13 protein-coding genes, 1 tRNA gene and 2 CRISPR repeat arrays are annotated in these 18664 nt (G+C 70.2%); of the genes, 10 read left to right on the forward strand and 4 right to left on the reverse strand.

What is annotated here, in order from left to right; all coding sequences use genetic code 11:
• Positions 1 to 22 precede the first annotated feature (22 nt).
• Complete coding sequence (locus tag ABD346_RS00060) at positions 23 to 1093, reverse strand: pentapeptide repeat-containing protein (protein WP_344370329.1); 1071 nt, start codon at positions 1091 to 1093, stop codon at positions 23 to 25.
• Between the two features lie 328 nt (positions 1094 to 1421).
• Here ABD346_RS00060 and ABD346_RS00065 point away from each other — a divergent pair, with 328 nt between their 5' ends.
• Positions 1422 to 1904, forward strand: coding sequence for a hypothetical protein (locus ABD346_RS00065; RefSeq protein ID WP_344370330.1), 483 nt, complete (start codon positions 1422 to 1424; stop codon positions 1902 to 1904).
• Between the two features lie 55 nt (positions 1905 to 1959).
• Entirely contained in the window at positions 1960 to 4497 is a 2538-nt protein-coding gene (locus ABD346_RS00070; protein ID WP_344370332.1) for a DEAD/DEAH box helicase, read from the forward strand.
• A gap of 482 nt (positions 4498 to 4979) precedes the next feature.
• Positions 4980 to 5251: a CRISPR direct-repeat array (repeat unit 28 nt; unit sequence CGTTCATCCCGCGGCGCGCGGGTCAGAC).
• Between the two features lie 160 nt (positions 5252 to 5411).
• On the opposite strand, the gene cas3 is transcribed toward ABD346_RS00070, so the two are convergent.
• Positions 5412 to 8390 carry a CRISPR-associated helicase Cas3' gene (cas3, locus tag ABD346_RS00075; RefSeq protein ID WP_344370334.1) on the reverse strand — a complete coding sequence of 993 codons (2979 nt, stop codon included), beginning with the start codon at positions 8388 to 8390 and terminating at the stop codon, positions 5412 to 5414.
• 124 nt (positions 8391 to 8514) lie between these two features.
• Here cas3 and ABD346_RS00080 point away from each other — a divergent pair, with 124 nt between their 5' ends.
• Genes ABD346_RS00080 through ABD346_RS00110 form a run of 7 tightly spaced genes read left to right on the forward strand, consistent with a single transcriptional unit; the run spans position 8515 to position 14871 of the window.
• Entirely contained in the window at positions 8515 to 10578 is a 2064-nt protein-coding gene (locus ABD346_RS00080; protein WP_344370335.1) for a type I-E CRISPR-associated protein Cse1/CasA, read from the forward strand.
• Positions 10575 to 10772: a hypothetical protein gene (locus tag ABD346_RS00085; protein ID WP_344370337.1), complete on the forward strand. Its 198-nt coding sequence runs from the start codon at positions 10575 to 10577 to the stop codon at positions 10770 to 10772. The genes ABD346_RS00080 and ABD346_RS00085 overlap by 4 nt, the downstream gene beginning before the upstream one ends.
• Complete coding sequence (locus tag ABD346_RS00090; protein WP_344370338.1) at positions 10769 to 10939, forward strand: hypothetical protein; 171 nt, start codon at positions 10769 to 10771, stop codon at positions 10937 to 10939. The genes ABD346_RS00085 and ABD346_RS00090 overlap by 4 nt, the downstream gene beginning before the upstream one ends.
• Positions 10936 to 12354, forward strand: a complete 1419-nt coding sequence (locus tag ABD346_RS00095) for a type I-E CRISPR-associated protein Cas7/Cse4/CasC (protein WP_344370339.1) — start codon at positions 10936 to 10938, stop codon at positions 12352 to 12354. Before ABD346_RS00090 ends, ABD346_RS00095 begins: the two co-directional genes overlap by 4 nt.
• Complete coding sequence (gene cas5e, locus ABD346_RS00100) at positions 12351 to 13205, forward strand: type I-E CRISPR-associated protein Cas5/CasD (protein ID WP_344370341.1); 855 nt, start codon at positions 12351 to 12353, stop codon at positions 13203 to 13205. The genes ABD346_RS00095 and cas5e overlap by 4 nt, the downstream gene beginning before the upstream one ends.
• Positions 13202 to 13981, forward strand: coding sequence for a type I-E CRISPR-associated protein Cas6/Cse3/CasE (locus ABD346_RS00105; protein WP_344370342.1), 780 nt, complete (start codon positions 13202 to 13204; stop codon positions 13979 to 13981). Before cas5e ends, ABD346_RS00105 begins: the two co-directional genes overlap by 4 nt.
• Positions 13982 to 14022: 41 nt before the next feature.
• Complete coding sequence (locus ABD346_RS00110) at positions 14023 to 14871, forward strand: 3'-5' exonuclease (protein WP_344370343.1); 849 nt, start codon at positions 14023 to 14025, stop codon at positions 14869 to 14871.
• Between the two features lie 994 nt (positions 14872 to 15865).
• A CRISPR array of direct repeats spans positions 15866 to 16200; the repeat unit is 29 nt; unit sequence CCGTTCATCCCGCGGCGCGGGGGTCGGAC.
• Between the two features lie 965 nt (positions 16201 to 17165).
• On the opposite strand, the gene ku is transcribed toward ABD346_RS00110, so the two are convergent.
• Positions 17166 to 18107, reverse strand: a complete 942-nt coding sequence (gene ku, locus ABD346_RS00115; protein WP_344370346.1) for a non-homologous end joining protein Ku — start codon at positions 18105 to 18107, stop codon at positions 17166 to 17168.
• 151 nt (positions 18108 to 18258) lie between these two features.
• On the opposite strand from ku, the gene ABD346_RS00120 reads away from it, so the two are divergent.
• Positions 18259 to 18332: transfer RNA gene (locus ABD346_RS00120), tRNA-Met, on the forward strand.
• 90 nt (positions 18333 to 18422) lie between these two features.
• Here ABD346_RS00120 and ABD346_RS00125 read toward each other — a convergent pair.
• The gene (locus ABD346_RS00125; RefSeq protein WP_344370348.1) at positions 18423 to 18635 is read right to left on the reverse strand and encodes a hypothetical protein; all 213 of its coding nucleotides are present in this window, start codon (positions 18633 to 18635) and stop codon (positions 18423 to 18425) included.
• Positions 18636 to 18664 lie beyond the last annotated feature (29 nt).

The following is an 18664-nucleotide window of genomic DNA, read 5'->3' on the forward strand; positions in this document are numbered from 1 at the left end:
CCGCCGCGCGCCCTGGAACCGGTCATTCCACGGCCGGTGTTGGCGGCGGAGGTGGTGCTGGTCCGTCGTGCTGGTCGCGCCAGCTGCGGCAGTCCGCGAGGCGGGCCACAACCCATGGGTCATCGGCGAGGGCCGGGGGCAGCCGGGTGGTTTCATCGATCACAGCTCCGGCAAGCTGGCCCGCGGTCAGGTCGGTGTCCCTGAGATCTGCACCTTCGAGGTATACGCCGAGCAGGTTCGTCCCGGCGAAATACGCATCCCTCAGGTCTGCATTGTCAAGGCGGGTGCGATTGAGGCGCGTGTCCCCGAGCCACGCGTGCCGTAGATCGGCGCCGTTGAGAAGGGCGCCGCTGAGATCGGTGCCCCGCAGATCTGCGTGGCAGAGGTTCGCCCAGGTCAGGAACACCCCATTGAGACGGGGCGGGGCATCGAATTCGAAGCTGCGCAAGGACAGTCCGACCAGCTCGGCGTGCCGCAGGTCGACGCGGCGGGCTTCCTCCCTGTCGGGGCGCCGGGCCAGCGCATCCATCGCTGCTTGGACGTCTGCGGGTGGCTGGGTCCCGCGAGTGGGAAGCGGTCCCTGGCGCCGTGGTATCCCCGGGTCGGTGAGATCGGGGACAAGGGACGGGTTGCGGGTGCTTTCGCGGATGAAGGCGGACAGGACTGCGACCACGGTCGTGTGGTCCTGGGGCGACTCCGCCATGACGTGTTCGAGCGCGTAGACGGCTCCGAGGCGTTCGGTGAGCTTGTCCGAAGCCAGCTTGGCGATGGCCGTGCCGAACCTGTCGGTCACCTGCCCACGCCGGGACAAGTGATAGGCGCGGGCGGTGTAGGCCGATCCGATCAGGACCGCTACTCCGCCCACTGCCGCCAGAACCGTCTGGCGCACCGCGTTCAGGGCATCTGCCCGGTCTTTGCCGTGAAGGGCACGGACAGTGTCCCCGGCCACCAACCACGACACCGGCCCCAACACCCACAGCAGCACGGCTGCGAGGACAGCAATGCCGCCGACGGCCAGCCCGACGGCGACCCGGTAGCGGCGGAGCAGGCGTAAGTGCCGGCGCCCTGTGTCCCTGAGATTGCGATGCCTCATGGGCAGTCATTCCATCGCACTGGACCAGGGGATCGGGCCCGGATCCCGACTTCCGGTGTGCGGCCGGCGGAGCAGTCCTTCCCCCTGCGCTGCCGATCCGGCCCGAGCTCGCTGTTTTGCCGGGCTGGTTCCGAGACTGCTGCCCGAAGAGGTCCACCGGCTCGCTCCCTGCCGCAGGGGCGCGCGGATCTTGCTCGAAAACTTGTATATGAACTTCTTGTTTATTAGAACTCATGAGTTGTAGCGTGGAGGGATGTCGGCTTCCCTGATTGGTCCGCTCCCCACCGGTCACGCGGCCAGAATCCTGGGCCTCAACAGCCCGGCACGGATGGACAAGTTGATCGACTGCGGTCTGGTACCCGTGGTGGAAACCACCCCGGGCGGACAGCGCCGTGTCGACCCGGACGCCGTCCTGGACCTGGCCGCCCGGCCGTTCGCGGCCGCCCCCGCGGCGGGCAGCCCGGACCTGGCCGTCCATCTGGGCCCGTTGCAGCCGGACAGCAACGGCGCCGCCAACCAGCGCACCCATCACGGCTGGCACCAGGACGCGGCCGCGCAAGGCCTGAGCAGCAGCCAGATCGAGGACGCCTGGGCGGGACTGTGGTCCTGCAACCCGGACCGCTACCAAGGCGGCGCGCTGGTCGCCGACGTCTCCGGTTTTGTCGTGGCCGTCGCCGTCATCACCGGGCACCAGCGCATCAACCGGTTGGTGCGTTTCACCCTCGCCCCTGCCACCCCGGCCCTCGCAGCGCACTATCTCGGGCACCGCATCACCGCCCGGCCCGGAGCCCCCTTCCAAGCCCTCGGCTGACCACCAGAAACAACCTCCCCGCCACCGCACCAGCCGCGAAAGGACACCAACGCGCATGAGTGGGATCAGCCTCCGGGAACATCAGGTCGACGCGAAGCACCGCATCCTGCACGCCTTCGGCTTCCCCACCCACCCCACCGCTCCCGTACAGGGGGCGCGGGCCACGGTGGTGTCGGCGACCGGATCCGGGAAGACGTTCACCGCCGCGTCGGCCGCGCTGGACATGTTCCCCCGAGGGCGGGTCCTGGTGCTGGTGCCGACGCTGGACCTGCTGGTGCAGACCGCGCAGGCCTGGCGCCAGGTCGGGCACCGCTCCCCCATGGTCGCCGTGTGCTCGCTGACCGGGGACCCTGTCCTGGAGGAGCTCGGGGTACGCGCCACGACCCATCCGATCCAGCTCGCCCTGTGGGCCGGCACCGGGCCTGTGATCGTGCTCGCCACCTACGCCTCGCTCGTCGAACGCGACGACCCCGACGACCTGTTCAGCGGGGCGGAACAGGCGGGGAAGGTGCCGGGGCCAATCGAACACGCCCTTCAGGGAGGTGAAGGGATGTACGGGCAGACCATGGAGCCGTTCGACCTCGCCGTGGTCGACGAGGCCCACCGCACCGCCGGCGACACGGGCCGCCCGTGGGCCGCCATCCACGACCAGACCCGCATCCCCGCCGCCTACCGCCTGTATCTGACCGCGACCCCGCGGATCCTCGCCGCGCCCGACGCCATGCGCGCGGACATGGAGATCGCGAGCATGACCGACGACCCCGCGGGCACGTACGGCGCGCAGGTCGTCAACCTCGGGCTGGGCGAGGCGATCGAGCGGGGCATCCTCGCCGGGTTCGAGATCGACGTCCTGGAAATCCACGACCCCGCCCCGCCCACCGACGACGCGACCGAAGAAGAAGTCCGCGGCCACCGTCTCGGTCTGCTCCAGGCGGCGCTGCTGGAACATGCCGCCCGGCATGACCTGCCCACCGTGATGACCTTCCATCACCGGGTCGAGGAGGCCAAGGCGTTCGCGGCCAAGCTCCCCCAGACCGCGGCCGCGCTGTACGCCCACGACCCGGTGCAGCACATGCCGCCGCACCGGGTCTGGGCCGACTGGCTGTGCGGCGACCACCTCGTCACCGAACGCCGCACGGTCCTGGACCAGTTCGCGAACGGCCTCGCGCCCGAAGGGCACCGGGTCAACCGGGCCGTGCTCGCCTCCGTACGCGTGCTGGGCGAAGGCGTCGACATCACCGGCGCCGTCGGCGTCTCGGCGGTCTGCTTCGCCGACACCCGCGGCTCCCAGGTCGAGATCGTGCAGAACATCGGCCGCGCCCTGCGCCCCTCAACCGACGGCACCCCCAAGCTCGCCCGGCTGATCGTGCCGGTCTTCCTCGCCCCCGGCGAAAGCCCCGACGCGATGATCGCCTCAGCCAGCTATAAACCGTTGGTCGCCGTCCTCCAAGGCCTGCGCGCCCACGACGAACGCCTGGTCGAACAGCTCGCCTCCCACGCCCTGACCCGCCGCAACCACCCCCGGGGAATCCACCTTCGACGGGACGAGGACGGGCACATCATCAGCGCCGACACCCCCGACACCGAAGACCAGGAGCAGCCCGCCGAGAGTGCGCTGCTGCGGTTCTCAACCCCGCGGGATCCAGCGACGATCGCGGATTTCATCACCACGCGGGTCTACCAGCCGCAGTCACTGGTCTGGCTCGAAGGCCTGAACGCCCTACGCGCCTGGCGCGCCGAACACCACGTCACCGGCCTGTACGCGGTGCCGTACGACGCCGAAGTCCAGGTCGGCTACACCGCCTACCCGGTGGGGCGGTGGGTTGCGCAGCAGCGCCGCACCTACCGCGCCGGTGATCTCCACCCGCACCGCATCAAGCAGCTGGAGGCCGAGGGGATGGTGTGGGAGCCCGGCGACGAAGCCTGGGAGACCAAACTCGCTGCCCTGCGCGCCTACCGCCACGCCCATGGTCACCTCGCGCCCCGCCAGGACGCCGTCTGGCTGGACGTCCGTATCGGCATGGACCTCGCCAACCTCCGCCGCCCCGGCGGCCTCGGCAAAGACCCCCACCGCGCCGCCACCCGCGCAGCGCAGCTCGCCGAGATCGACGCGGACTGGAACTGCCCCTGGCCACTGAACTGGCAGCGCCACTACGCCGTCCTGCGCGACCTCGCCCAAGCCGACGGCCACCTTCCCCAGATCGCGCCCGGTGTGACCTTCGACGGCGACGACCTCGGCCGCTGGCTCCACCAACAGAGGCGCGACTGGAACAAACTCACCGCCGCACAGCAAGAACGCCTCAACGCCCTCGGCGTACAGCCCGCGCCCCCGCAGGCCGCTGTGCCGGCGCGGCCAACCGCCGCCGCGGTACCGACCGCGTTCGAACGGGGTATCGCCGCTCTCACCCAGTACATCGGCCGCGAAGGCTCCGGAAATCCCGTGCCCCGCAGTCATGTTGAGCCCGTTGTCGTCCAAGGCGAGCACCATGAAGTGAAACTCGGCATCTGGATCTCCAACACCAAGACCCGCCGCAGCAAACTCACCAACACGCAGCGCGGCATACTCGCCGAACTCGGCATCACCTGGACCTAGAGGCCGTTGTAGGCGGGCCGTTCCACCACCGCTCACACTCCCCCGTCGAGATGCTTTGTTTCGTTCATCCCTGGTCAGTGCCGGTCGCGCAAGGCAGGTCCAGCAATGCGGTGCGCGATCTGGTAATCCCACGACACGGGGGCCAGACACGATGCCGTCGCCACGGCAGGTCTGTGACCATCGTTCATCCCGCCGCGCGGGGGTCAGACTTGCCGCTGAAGCGGTTGGCCAGCGAGGTTGCCGGTTCATCCCGCGGCGCAGGGGCATAGAGCACGATGATCCGGGCGTTGGTGCCGTCGACCGGTTCATCCCGCGGCGCGGGGCAAACTTCCCGGTCGCCGCTGCGATCTTCAATGCCTGCCGTTTATCCCGCGGCGCGGAGGTCAGACCGGACCGGTGCCTACTTGACCTCCTTGATGACCGTTTCATCCCGCGGCGGGGGGGCAGACGCCTCCCGCGAGGCCCATGGCGCCCATGGCGCCCGTTCATCCCGCGGCGCGCGGGTCAGACCTGTTCCTCGACGTTCTGGTGCTCCGGGGGTTGCGTTCATCCCGCGGCGCGCGGGTCAGACCGCGGCGGGCATCTACCCGTTCCTGCACGCGTCCGTTCATCCCGCGGCGCGCGGGTCAGACGACGTGCGGGGGTACCTGCGCCCCTTCACCTCCCGTTCATCCCGCGGCGCGCGGGTCAGACGCTCCTGGCCAAGACGGCGGAGGAGATCACCTCCGTTCATCCCGCGGCGCGCGGGTCAGACACTTCGCCACCTGCGGCATTGGAGAGCCTTTGCCATCACATGACCTAAGAGCAGAGCTGTCCCTTGGTCGGTCATCATCCCGCGAGTGCAGGTAGGTGAAGCCCAACGGCCACGAGTCCGACTGGCGTTCATCCCCACACTGAGTGCGGGGATGACGACGTTACGGCATGTCCTGGTCTGTTCTGGTGTGCGACAGGCCGGTATAGGGGCTGTAGTTCAAGTCTGCGAGGCGCGGGTCTACGGGGCGGCCGTCGGGGTTGAGGAGCAGGGCTGGGTGGTTTTTGAGGGCTCCGGGGTTGTTGATGGTCCAGGTGTGGGGTGGTGGGAGGGCGTTTGCGCCGCGGAACCAGGAGGCGGGGATGCGGACGGTGTTGAGGAGGATTTCGCGTTTCTGGTGGCGGCGTTCGTCGGGTTGGCGGGTGGTGTGGTGGGGGGTGAGGTCGGCGGGCAGGGTGCCTTTGCTGTCCCAGGTGCGGGTTGGTTTGCCGGGGTGTTGGTAGAGGCCGACTGCGTTGATGGTGGGGGTGCCGAGGCGGGAGCGTGCGGTGAGGTGGAGGGGGGCGTTGGGGTCGTCGGGGTCGCCGTGGCTGGTGCCGGTGGCGAGGTCGGCGACGGTGATGGGGGTGCCGTCGGTGCCGAACGGTCGCAGGATGCGGCCTCGGGCCTCCTGTTGTTCTTCGGCGAGGGTCTTCTGCCAGAGCTTGTAGAGGGTGTTGAGCAGGTGGTGGATGGGGTCGTTGCCGGTTTCGGGTGGCAGGTCGTAGAGGGCTTTCAGGAGGGGGTGGGTGTCGCGTGGGGTGGTCAACCGCAGGATGGAGCGGGCGGGCATGCGCTGGTTGAGGAGGTGCCAGGTCGCGGCGAGGAGGTAGGGCTCGTAGGGGCCGGAGGGGTCGGGCAGCCCGTCGCTTGTGGGGGTCCACAGGACGTGCAGGAGCGGGGTGTGGCGGCGCAGGTGGGGACGGTTGAGCCAGTGGCGCCATTGGCGGCCGCGGCGTTGTTCCACGAGGTCCCAGGGGGCGAGGTCGGTGTAGAAGTGGTCGGCGCAGTAGTCGAGGCTCTGTTCGAGGACCTGGGTGCCGATGAGGAGGAAGCGGTCGGGACGGTGCGGGTTGCGGGTGGTGCTGCGGTGCTGGGGGTCGGGGTGGGGTCCGAGGAGTCTGAGGACCCTGGCCTGTTTGCGGGCGCGGTCGCGTTCGAAGAAGCGGCCGTGGAGGCAGAGGATGTCCCGGCGGCGCCAGCCGTGGCGGTGTGCGGCGTCAATGGCGGCCTGGTAGAGCGCGGCTGTGGGTTCGACCTTGTTGCGGACGATGGTGGTGATGCCGTGGGGGTGCTGGGTGAGGAGCCGTTCGGCGAGTTGCTGGGGGCCGGGGTCGGGGGTCAGGAGCAGGCGAGTGCGCAGCTTGGGGGCGCGTGTGGTTTTGGGGATGATGCTGCGGGTGTGGCCGGTGGTGTCGATGAAGGTGATGGGGCCGGTGGGGGTGTCGCCGGTGGGCGTGGTCTGGTGCCCTTGGCACCAGGCGTCGATGAGGGGCTGGCGGATGGTGTCGGTGAGGGTGGCCGACAGGATGATGATGCTGGCGCCGGCGTCGGCGAGCCAGGAGATGGCGGCGCCCAGGAGTTCTTGCTGGAACAGGGCGTAGGCGTGGGCTTCGTCGATGATGACGGTTTTGTTGGCGAGGCCGTACAGGCGCAGGAACCAGTGGCGTGAGCGCTGGGCGGCGAGGGCGATCTGGTCGACGGTGCCGACACCGAAGGGGGACAGGAGTCCGCGCCCGTGGGCGAGGAACCAGGCGTCCAGGACGGCACGCCCCTGGGGGTCGTCGCAGTCGGTGAGGTTGATGAGGTCGGCGAGGGTTGCGGGTCCGGCGGCGGCGTCGAGGAGTTCTTGGGTGACCGCGGCCGCGCTGGCGGTGCCGTGGACGAGGGCGAGGTTGGCCTGGCGCCGGCCGCCGAGGGTGGTGGCGAGGAATTCGGCGGCGCGGTGGGTCTGTTGTTCGCTGGCGGCACGGTTGGCCTGGGCGAGGTAGAAGCCGTGGTAGCCGCAGGTGCGGGCGAGGTGGTGGGCGAGCCACAGGGCATTCTCGGTCTTGCCGGATCCGGTGTTGGACTCGATGACAGCCATGACGGGGCCGGTGGGGGCGGCGTCGATGACGGCCTGCTGGGCGGGGCGGGGCCTGGGGGTGGCGGGCAGCATCCGGCGCCAGGTCGCCGGGGGCGGGTCCCAGCGGGTGAGGCGGAGTTCGCGGATGGCGGTGGCCGCCTGGTCCTGGGCGTCGTGCCACCACTGGTCGGGGCTGGTGTCTGGGGTGCGGTAGGTGAAGCGGCTTTCGTCGGAGGCGATCCAGTCGCTGTGGACGACGAGGCCGGCCATCAGCACGAGTACGGCGGGCCGTTGGGGGTTGATGAGGTCGGGCAGGGTGTCCAGGTCGATGCCGATCAGGCGGGCGAGTTCGTCGCGCAGGCCGGCGTGGAGGTCGTGCCAGATCGGGGGCAGGGCGCAGTCGGCGCGCAGGACGCGGGAGGCTTCGGGGATGTGGCCGTGGTGGCCGCCGAGCAGGTGGGCCAGGGTGTGCAGGCCTTCGTGGCGGGCCGTGGGCGTGCCGGGCGTGCCGGGCAGAGCGTTGATGCAGCGCTTACAGCGGCAGCCCAGGAGGCCGGGCAGGTAGTAGGCGGTGACGTGGGCGTGGGGGACGTCGGCGTGCCAGTGGTTGAGGCTGAGGCCGAATGACTCGATGGTGCGTGCCCATTGCCGGCCGGCCGCGGTCAGCTCGGGGTCGTTGCGGTCGGTTCCGTCGGGGAAGCGGCGCTGCATGGCGGGCTGGACCTTGCCGGGCATGTCGTGCAGAGCGGCCAGGAACATGAGCACGCGGCGGGCGGTGGCGGCGCAGCCGCCGCCGAAGGCGTCGGCGAGGCGGGCGCGGACGTTGGCGGCGAGGTAGCAGTCGAAGAGCGCGCCGGTGACGGCGGCGGTGTCGAGGCAGTGGGCGAGCAGGGGGTTCCAGGCCGGGCCGCCGCGGGCGCGGCTGATCCCGTTGAGGTCGGTCTTGCCCCAGATCCAGCGCCAGATGAGTGAAAGCCGCGACACGTCGGCAGGTGGTGTTCTGCGGATCGTGTCGTTGTGGCAATCATTCCGACTCATGACCACATCCCTTTCATCATCTAAAGTTAGTAATGATCTGGTTCGCTGTGACTTGCGGCACGTATCCTGCATCACGGCACTGACAATCGGCTCTGACCAGGCAAAACCCCCGACGTTGGGGTGGTTGACGCCGCTGGAGTTCTTCGAGCAGGCCGAGGATCTGCCCGCACTCGCCTACAACTCGCCGGGCGCCGGGGTCGCGCAGTGGCAACTGCTGCTCGGGCTCTGCTACGCCACCGGCATCCACCCCCGCAACCCCGGCGAGTGGGAGCGGTGGGTCAACGACGGGCACGATCTGAGCGAGGTCGCCCGGCGGCTGCGTGAACCTCCTTTCGACGACGGCCGCTTCCGGCTCTTCGATCCCGAGCGGCCACCGTTCGGGCAGAACGCCCTGCTCCGCAAACACCTGCACGAACACGGCTACGGCACCGCGCAGTTGGTCATGGAACGCACCGCGGACGGGGCCCAGCTCGCCGACCACGTCCACCTGCACGATCCGGAGCCACTGCCGCTGGGTGCCGCGGTGCAGGCGATGCTCACCCAGCACCACTACGGGCTCGGCGGACGCGTCCGCGCCAAGACCGACTGGCTGGGCAAAGCCTTCACCTACGGCGCGGTCGGCCGGCTCACCAGCCGGGTGCACACCCTGGCCCTCGGGAAGAACTGTGCGGACACGCTGCGGCTGAACCTTCAGCCCACCACCGAGCCCGGCACCTTCAACTACTCCTGGACCGACGGCAAGACGCGGCGCACCTTCACCGGCGACGCCGCCGACAAGGCCGGCCGCGGCGTCGACGGACCCGCCGACCTGTACAGCGTGCTGGGCCGCTCCATCCTGCTGCAGCCCGCCGTCACCGACCAGGGCGACATCGTCGTCACGAAGATGCTGATGGGCGCGGGTGAACTGCTGCGGGAGCTAGGCCAGAAATGGCTCCAGGACGTCCCCCTGGACGGCAAGCGGCCGCTGGCTCCCAGCGCGACCCGGGCGCTGTGGCACCAGTCCCACGCCCTGTACGCGGCCGCGCTGCCCAACACCAAGGACAGCGACCTGTTCAGCCGGCTCCTCACCCTGGACCGGCCGGTGCAGCTGTGGACGGTGGGGCTGCTGGCCGACCAACGCAAGCCGCTCGACTGGGTCAGCGACACCTTCCCCTTCCACGGCGCACTCCACCTGCCGCTGCTGCGCGCCGCGACCGACGGCGCGGCCTGGGCCACCTTCGTGGACAAGGCGCTGCAGCGGGCCGCCGTCACCGCCCGCGACCTCATCTACCCCAACGCCCGCCCCGAAGACCGGCCCCGGCTGCTGCGCCGCTTCCACCCCGGCGGCGATGTGTGGGCCCAGTTCGAGGAGCCCTTCCACACCCTGCTCGCCGCCATCGCCGACGCCACCGTGCCCGAGGCCGAGCTCCGCGCCGCCTACGCCGCCCGCCTGGTCGGCGTGGCCCGCTCCGCCCTCACCAGCCGTCTGCGCATGCTGCCCCGCTCCCCCGCCGCCCGCCAGGCCCGGGTGCTCGCCGCGGCCCGCCTGGAACGCGAACTCACCGCCCGCACCACACCGCCCGAACTCAAGGACGCCGCCATGACTCTGCCCTTTCCGCCGCCCGCGCCTGCCGTCCTCGCCTCCACCGCTGCGGCCACCGGGGCCGGCGACACCAGCGAACCGCCCCGCCCCAGCCCCCAGATGTTCGCGCACTGGCTCGCCGGCCTGGTCCGCACCGCCGACCAGGGCATGCTCGGCATGCTGCGCCGGCGCGTGGACGACCGTGAGGCGCGCATGGTGGCCGCAGACTTCGCCCCCACCCGCGAGGCACGCCCCGCCTACAACCTCACCGCGCACCTCTTCGCCCGCTACCACCAGGGCCTGCCCTGGCGCGAGCCGGTCCGCCTGTACGGAAGCGGCGACGTGGGCACGGTCCTGCGCGGCCTGGGCACACCGGCGGGCCGGGGTCCCAAGGACCCTGGCATCAAGCGGCTGTTCGACCGGGTGACCGGCGCCCACGAACTGCCCGTCACCGCCCTGCAGAGCGTCATCGACCGGCTGCGCACGGATGGCCGCTTCCCGCCCAGCTGGTCCCAGCTCGCCCGTGACCTGTCCGTCTGGGACCACCCCGAGGAGATCACCCAGGACCTGTGGGCCGAGAGCTTCTACACTCCCAACTCCCGCGCCCGGCAAGGAGCCGCCACGTGAACACCCCGTTCGGCCACGCGCGGCGCATGATGCTGTCCGCGCACGTGCAGCGCCGCGTGGTTCGCGCCGCGCTGCGGGAACAGCCCACCACCAGCCCAGGACCGCCGGCTGCCTACGCCTTCGGACACCGCACCCCGGCGTGGGGGCACATGACCGCGCAAGCCCTCAGATCTCTGCCCGATCCGCCCCGGTGACCGGCGCCCACGCGCTGCCCGCCACCGCCCTGCAGACCGTCATCGACCAGCCGCGCCCGCAGGGCCGCTCCCCGCCCCGCCGGTCCCAGCTCCACACCACCCACACCCCCTGGGCCGACCACCTGCCCTTCACCCACTCCCGCACCTGGCAAGGAGCCACCGCATGAACCGCTACCTCAACCTCCACAAGCTGCTCACCGTCAACAGTGTCCTCCTCGTACGCGACGCCGACGGGCGTCCCAAGGAGACCCCGTTCGGCACCGCGCGGCGCACCATGCTGTCGCCGCAGACACAGCGCCGTGCGGACCGCACCCATATGCGCGACCAGGCCAACACCGGCCGGGGACCGCTGGCCGACTACGCCTTCGGATGCCGCACCCGCGAATGGGCGCGCCTGACCGCCGCGGCCCTCAAGTCCCAGCACAAGTGGAAGGAGGAAGAGGCCGCGCTGACTGCCCGCACCGCGCTGCAGGGCCTGAACATCTCCTTCGGCACCAAGGGCTCCACCGCCGACCTCACCAAAGTCATGATCTTCGCTCCGGAGTCGGCCGCCACCCAGCTGGCCGCAGCCCTCAACGAGCACGCCGAAGCCGTCCGGGCCTGGATGTCCGATGTCGCGTCCGCCCGCACCCGCCAGGAGGAGAGCAAGAAGAACAAGTCCAAGGGCAAGAAGAAGGCCGCGGCTGCCGAGGAGGAGCAGCCCGCGGCCGCCGAGGAGGCAGCGCAAGACGCGGAGGCGGCTGAGTCCAAGGAGTTGCCGGCGCTGCCCGCCGAGCTCCGTAAGAAGATGCTTTTGGCTCTCGCCCCGGCCGACGCCATCGACATCGCCCTGTTCGGCCGCTTCCTCGCCGAGGTGAACCACAGTCCCAATGTCGACGGAGCCCTGCAGAACATGCCCGCGATCACCGTCGGCCGGGCCGCCGGCACGGAAGACTTCTTCAGTGCTGCCGACGATGCCAAGCTCGCCCGGCAGCGGGCCACCCCGCCCGCCGACCTGAGCACGCTGGACTTCCTGGAGGCGATCGACCCGTTCCCCGCCGACGGCAGCAGCGGGGACCACCAGGGCGCCGGCATGACCGGCTACCAGCACTTCGTCAGCGGCACCTTCTACGCGCACGCCGTCCTGGACCGCTACCAGCTGCGAGTGAACCTGCGCCGGGCCGGCATGGAAGCAGACAAGGCCGAGCAGGCGGCCCGGGCCGCCGAGGCCGCCTACATGGACGCCTTCTGCAACGCCGTGCCCGAGGCCAAGAAGACCACCACCGCCGCCCCCGGAACGCTGCCCAAGCTCGTTCTCGCCCACAGCAGCGACCGCCAGCACAACTACGTCACCTGCTTCGAGGACGCCATCAACGAGAACACCACCGTCGCCAGCATCGAGGCCACCCGGCGCCTCCTGAACCAGCACGCCCTCATCTCCCGCAAGTGCGCGCTGGAACCCGGAGCGGTCCTCACCTACGACCTGGCCATCACCGAACTCCTCGACGAACTGCGCGCCGCCGGACGGCTCCAGCCCCGCGAGGTCGACCGGCCCGACCAGCTCACCGACGCCACCGCCGACGTCGCCGCGGTGCCCGCATGAGCACCTACACCCTGCTCCTGCGCCTGGAAGGCGTCCTGCAGACATGGGGAGGCCTCTCGCGGTTCAACGCCCGCGACAGCCTCCCCCGCCCGACCAAGAGCGGCGTCATCGGCCTCCTGGCCGCGGCCGACGGCCACGACCGCGACGAAGCCGACGGAGACCACGGCGACTACCTGCCGCTGGCCACCCTGGCCGAACTCCGCTTCGGGGTGCGCGCCGACCGGCCCGGCCAGCTCATCGAGGACTTCCAGACCGCCGGCGGCGGCCGCTATCCCCTGCGACCACGCGATGTGATCCTCGACCCGGCACGCGCCCAACTCGCCGCCACCGCCCTGAACGAGGCCACCGGACCCACCTTCACCCGCGACGCCGGCAGCAGCATCGAGGGCTGGTACGGCGCCCCCAAGAACATCGCCCCCCATCCCGCCAGCGGAGAACTCCAAGCAGGCAGCAAAGACCGCTACCCGCAGATCACCCGCCGCTGGTACATCGCCGACGGTGCCTTCCTCGCCGGAGTCGAAAGCAGCGACCGGCGCCTGCTGGCCCGCCTCGCCTCCCGCCTGGACGCCCCACGGCGCCTCCTCGGCCTCGGCCGGCGCAGCTGCGCCCCCAGCCACCCGGTCAACGCGGGCATCCGCCCCGGCCCCCTCGAGGACGTCCTGGCCACCACCCCGCTGCTGCCCCGCCCCGCCGCCTCCGCCTGCGCGGCCTGGTTCGAAGTCCCCCCGCACACCAAGGGGTCCGTTCCCCAGAACGACCAGCCCGTCAGCTTCTCCTCACGCCACCGCACCCACCAGCCCCGCTGGGAACAGCGCACCCTTCTCACCCCGCCCGCAGGAGCCCCCGCATGACCCGCCCGTCGGCCCCGGCCCGATTCATCGCCCACCACACCCTGTGCGAACTCGCCCTGGAGCACCCCGACGTCTCCCTGGCCGTCCTGGACCCCCACGACATGCACCGCCTGGTCATGCGGGCCTTCCGTCACTGGGTCGAGGACGGTGCGCCCGACGCCCGCGCCCAGATGCGCATCCTGCACACCTACGTCACCAACCTGCAGAGCAACACCGTCACCCTCATCGTGCAGTCCCGCGTACCCGGGGACTGGAGCAGCCTGCCCCGGACCGCCCGCATCCGGCCGCCCGTCACCCGAGCCGTCGATCTCACCATCAAGAACGGCCAGACCTTCCAGTTCCGCACCGTCATCAACCCCCACCGCTACGCCCCACGCACCACGACGGCCCCGGGTACCCGCCAGCGCCTGGACCCGAGGACCCCCACCGTGGCCCGCACGCTGGAATGGTTCACCGCCCGCCTGCAGCCCCACGACACCCAGAGCCAGGGCGCCTTCGCCCCGCTCGGCGCGAACACCGACCCCACCACCCTCACCGCCCGGATCCTGCCCACCCTGGCCAGCCAGTCGGCACACCTCGGCATGCGCGTCCACCGGGCAGAAATCCGCGGCCGGCTCACCGTCACCCACCCGGAGTCCTTCGCCGAGACCCTCCGCCGCGGCATGGGCCGCTCCCGCGCCTACGGCTGCGGCCTCCTCCTCGCCCAGCCCGTCACCGCCCCCACCGCCCCGGCCCCCCGACAGCAGACCGGCCAACCCGAACTCTCCACCCCCTGACACCCGTTCGCTCCCGTCCCCAACCCCGACCCCACACCGCCATGAACCCGACCACTCCCCACCCCCTCCCCGCCGGACCAACCCACCCCGACCCCCAGCACTGGGACGACATCTTCACCACCACCGTCGACAACGTCCCCATCGAGTGCATCCGCCCCATCGACACCGACCGCCCCACCTGGGGCATCTATCCCCCCGGCCGCTACCGCTCCCACGACTGCCTCGGCACCCTCCACGCCCGCGACACCGACGGCCTCTGGCACGTCCAGGCCACCGGCGAACGCCACACCACCTTCGCGAACGCCGTACGCACCCTGCGCCGCCCCGCCTCCTGGCCCACCGACCGCGCCCAGGCCACGGCCTGGGCGCGCCGGCTCCTCAACAACCCCGCCCTGCTCCTCATCGACATCCAGACCACCGGCCTCCACCAGCCCTACGCAGTCCAGATCGCCGCCCTGGAACCCGACGGCACCCTCGTCCTCGACGAACTCCTCAACCCCCAAGCCGACTTCGAACCCGAAGCCAGCACCCTGCACGGCCTCACCCGCGACAACACCCAGCACGCACCCCTCTTCAGCGACCTCCTGCCCGCCCTCACCCAGCTCTTCCACGGACGCCACCTGCTCGCCTACAACATCCGCTACGACCACGACGTCATCACCCGCGAACTCCACCGGCACTACAACAACCCCGCCCCGGCACACACCTGGCTCACCGCCAGCCACTGGGAAGATGCCATAACCCCCCTCGCCACCTGGACCGGCCTGTGGTCCACCCACCACCACTCCTACCGCTACCCCCGCCTCAGCAGCCTCTACAACGCCACCACCAACTGCCGCCTCCTGCTACACCGACTCCACCAAGCCGCCAACAACCAACGCCCCCGCTAGCCCCACTGCCAGGCCTCCGCGAGGCCCAACTGACGCCAGACGCCGCGTCAGTCATCCCGCTGCACACAGGCAAGACGCCTCAGCGGTGAACGTGGCCGCTACCCAGTCCCGTTCACCGCTCAGACGGGCCATGACGGGCCATCGCTCGTGCACCGGTTCATCCAGCGGCGCGAGGGTCAGACGGCGTGGCTGGACGCTCTTCGGCCTGGACCTGCCGTTCATCCCGCGGCGCGGGGGTCAGACCTGTACGGCCCGGCCCCGCTGCTCGACCACCGCCGTTCATCCCGCGGCGCGGGGGTCGGACACGGTGCTCGCCGCGAACACGATCGAGTACTGCCGTTCATCCCGCGACGCGGGGTCAGACGCCGAGGACGCCGCCGACGCGTGCCGTTCATCCCGCGGCACGGGCGTCAGAGGAGGTATCGACCGCCGCGTTCTGTCGTCTGCTCGGTTCATCCCGCGGCGCGGGGGTCGGCACAGCGGCCGCGCACCGCGTCACGGCGGCTACCGGTTCATCCAGCGGGGCGGGGGTCAGGCCTCATGGCGTACCGAACGACGGCCGCATTCGAACGTTCATCCCGCAGCGCGGGGGAGGCAGACCCAGCCCCGGGTAGTACCGGATGCCGTTCGACGGTTCATCCCGCGGCACAGGGGTCAGACCTGATGCGCATCGGACGCACCTACACGGAGCACCGTTCATCCCGCGGCGCGGGGATCAGGCACGACGGGCCCCTCCGTGCCGTACAGGACCAGCGGTTCATCTGCGGCGCGGGGGTCAGACAACGCGCACGAGATGCTGAACGGCCTCCCCGTCGGTTCATCCCGCGGCGCGGGGGTCATGGATGACCAGTTCCTTCGCGTACGTGGAAAAGGACGGTTCATCCCTCGGCGCGGGTGCAGACGTGTCCTCGTGGGCGCGAATCCGTACAGACTCCCGTTCATCCCGCGCGCAGGGGTCAGACGACGCCGCCGCCATGCTCCGCCACCGGCTCGAACGTTCATCCCGCGGCGCGGGGGTCAGACATCTGCATGTAAGTCTGCTGTTTCTGCTGCTGCCGTTCATCCCGCGGCGCGGGGGTCGGACGTCTGGAGGAACGCCGCGAGCGTGTCGGTGACCCGTTCATCCCGCGGCGCGGGGGTCGGACACATCGTGGCGCGGCTGCCTGCGCATGAGGTTCCGTTCATCCCGCGGCGCGGGGGTCGGACGGGTAGAGCTGGCGGAACTCCCGCGTCCACTGCCGTTCATCCCGCGGCGCGGGGGTCGGACAGCCAGTGCGCCAAGCTGTCGTTACGAGGCTTCCGTTCATCCCGCGGCGCGGGGGTCGGACACTTCCCCGCCTGCGGTTTTGGAGGGTCTTTGCCGTCACGTGCCCTAAGGGCACAGCTATCCCCTGGTCGGTCGTCATCCCGCGTCTGCGGGTAGGTGAAGCCCAACGGCCACGAGTCCGAATGGCGTTCATCCCCGCACAAGCTGCGCGGAGACTAGCCACGCTACGGAACCCAACCTCCAACAGGGCCCACGACATGCCGACGAACCCCTGCAACGTCAGAACTGCTCCCATTCGCGTCGCTGCGCGGTGGCAACTCCCTGCTTAACGCGACCAGTACAGCTCCCACGCCCGTTCATCCCGCAGCGCGGGGGTCAGATCAGGCGATCGAAACCCCGGACATGGGCGACGACCGTTCATCCGGCGGCGCGGGGGTCAGAGACCGGCGGTCACGTCCACGTTGGGTTACACGACCGTTCATCCTGCGGCGCGGGGGCAGCCTTGGCACGTGGGCCGTCGTGGATCCGTTCGAACGGTTCATCCCGCGGCGCGGGGGCGAGACGTCGCCGCAACGTTCGGTGCGCGGGTCGTCTACCGTTCATCCCGCGGCGCGAGGGTCAGACCAGCAGCGCGCCAACCAGATCATCCGCGCCATCGGTTCATCCCGAAGCGCGGGGTCAGATGACATGTTCAGCGTGGTGCACATGGCGATGAGCCGTTCATCCCGCAGCGCGGGGGTCAGATACTTTCCCACCTGCGGCGTTGGAGGGCCTTTGCCGTCACGTGCCTGAGGACAGAGCTGTCCCCTGATCGGTCGTCATCCCGCGTATGCGGGTAGGTGAAGCCCAACGGTCACGAGTCCGAATGGCGTTCATCCCCGCAACACAACCGCGGGGACCGCCCACACTACGGAACATGCACACCGGTTGCAGCGCGACAGGCCGACGCTCATCCACAAGGTCGGCTCCAATGGCATCCACGGCACGGCAGGTTTCTCCCCCGCATGCCAGGTGCGCTCACAGAGCCCTACGCGGAGCGCGGCTTGCGGCCGGTCGACTTTTTGGTGGCCGTCTTCTTCGCTGCGGCCTTCCTGGCGGTCGTCTTCTTTGCCGGGGTCTTGTCGGCTGCGGTCTTCGCCGCGCGCTTCTTCGGGAGGTCGTGGACGACGGCGTTTTCGGTGTTCTCGCCGCGCGCGGTCCTGGCCGCCTCGACCGAGGCGTTGAGGGCGGCCATGAGGTCGACGACCTGTCCGGCCGGCTCGGGAGTCTCGCCCGCGACCGGGGCCGGCTTGCGGTGCTCGGCCTTCGCCGCGAGCATCTCCTCGACCGCTTCACGGTAGTGGTCGCTCAAGTGGCCGATCCCGTCCTGTGCCATGGTTTCCAGGAGCTGGATCGCCGCCTCGATCTCGTCGTCGCTCAGGTCGACTTCGCGCGGGGTGAGCTCGGCCGGGGAGCGGAGTTCGTCGTCCCATTTCATCGCGTGCAGGACGATCACGTCGCCCTTGACCCGGAGCAGCCCGAGGCGTTCCCGGTTGTGCCAGGCGAACTTGGCGACGGCGACCTTCGAGCTGCGCTCCAAAGCCATGCGCAGCAGCTTGTACGGTTTGGCTGCTACTTGGCCGTCGGCCTGGAGGTAGTAGCCGTCGCCCACCCGGACCGGGTCGATGCTGTCCGCGGTCACGAAGGCGACGATGTCGATCGCCTTCGCCGTGGGCAGCGGCATCGCGTCCAGTTCCGCATCGGTGAGCTGGACGATGGTGTCCTTGGACAGCTCGTAGCCCTTGCCGATCTCGTCGGCGCCCAGCTCCTGGCCGTCGATCTCGCACACCTTCCGGGTACGGACCCGGCCCATGTCCGCCAGGTGGACCTGCCGGAAGTTGATGTTGTGATTTTCCGTCGCGGCCAGGACCCGGCACGGGATCGAAACTAGCCCAAAACTGATCGCACCAGACCAAACGGCATGAGGCATAGGAAACCTCCCGAACCCCCTGGTCAGACTCAGCCTATGCTGCGGACCGCCACCCGGCACATGCTGGCCGGACGGATGCCGTCCCCGGCCGGAAACGACACTCTCCCGGGCGGGGACGGTGCCATGGATGGCGTAGGGTTACGAGCACCGACGCGGGGTGGAGCAGCTCGGTAGCTCGCTGGGCTCATAACCCAGAGGTCGCAGGTTCAAATCCTGTCCCCGCTACTCCACGGCACAGGGCCGGGAACCCCGAGAGGGTTCCCGGCCCTGTGCGTGCTCCGGCCTGCGGGGGGTGCTGCCCGGCCGATGGACGGGTCAGGCCGCCGCCGGGGCGCCGTCCGCGTGCATGTCCTTCAGCACGGCCGCAGGGACATCCTCGCCGAAGGGGACCTCGACGATGCGGACCACAGCTCTCTCGGCCTGGAGCCTCCTCTGCGCGCCCTCGGCCGCACCCAGCGAGTAGGACACCACCGACGTCCGCACCATCTGGCTGCCCTGCTCCCGCCACACCAGCTTGTAGTTCTTCACCGACAGCCCCTTAACCAAGATCAAGTCCG

Origin of the sequence: Streptomyces mauvecolor (genome assembly GCF_039532965.1) — a bacterium.
In the GTDB taxonomy this organism is placed as follows: domain Bacteria; phylum Actinomycetota; class Actinomycetes; order Streptomycetales; family Streptomycetaceae; genus Streptomyces; species Streptomyces violascens.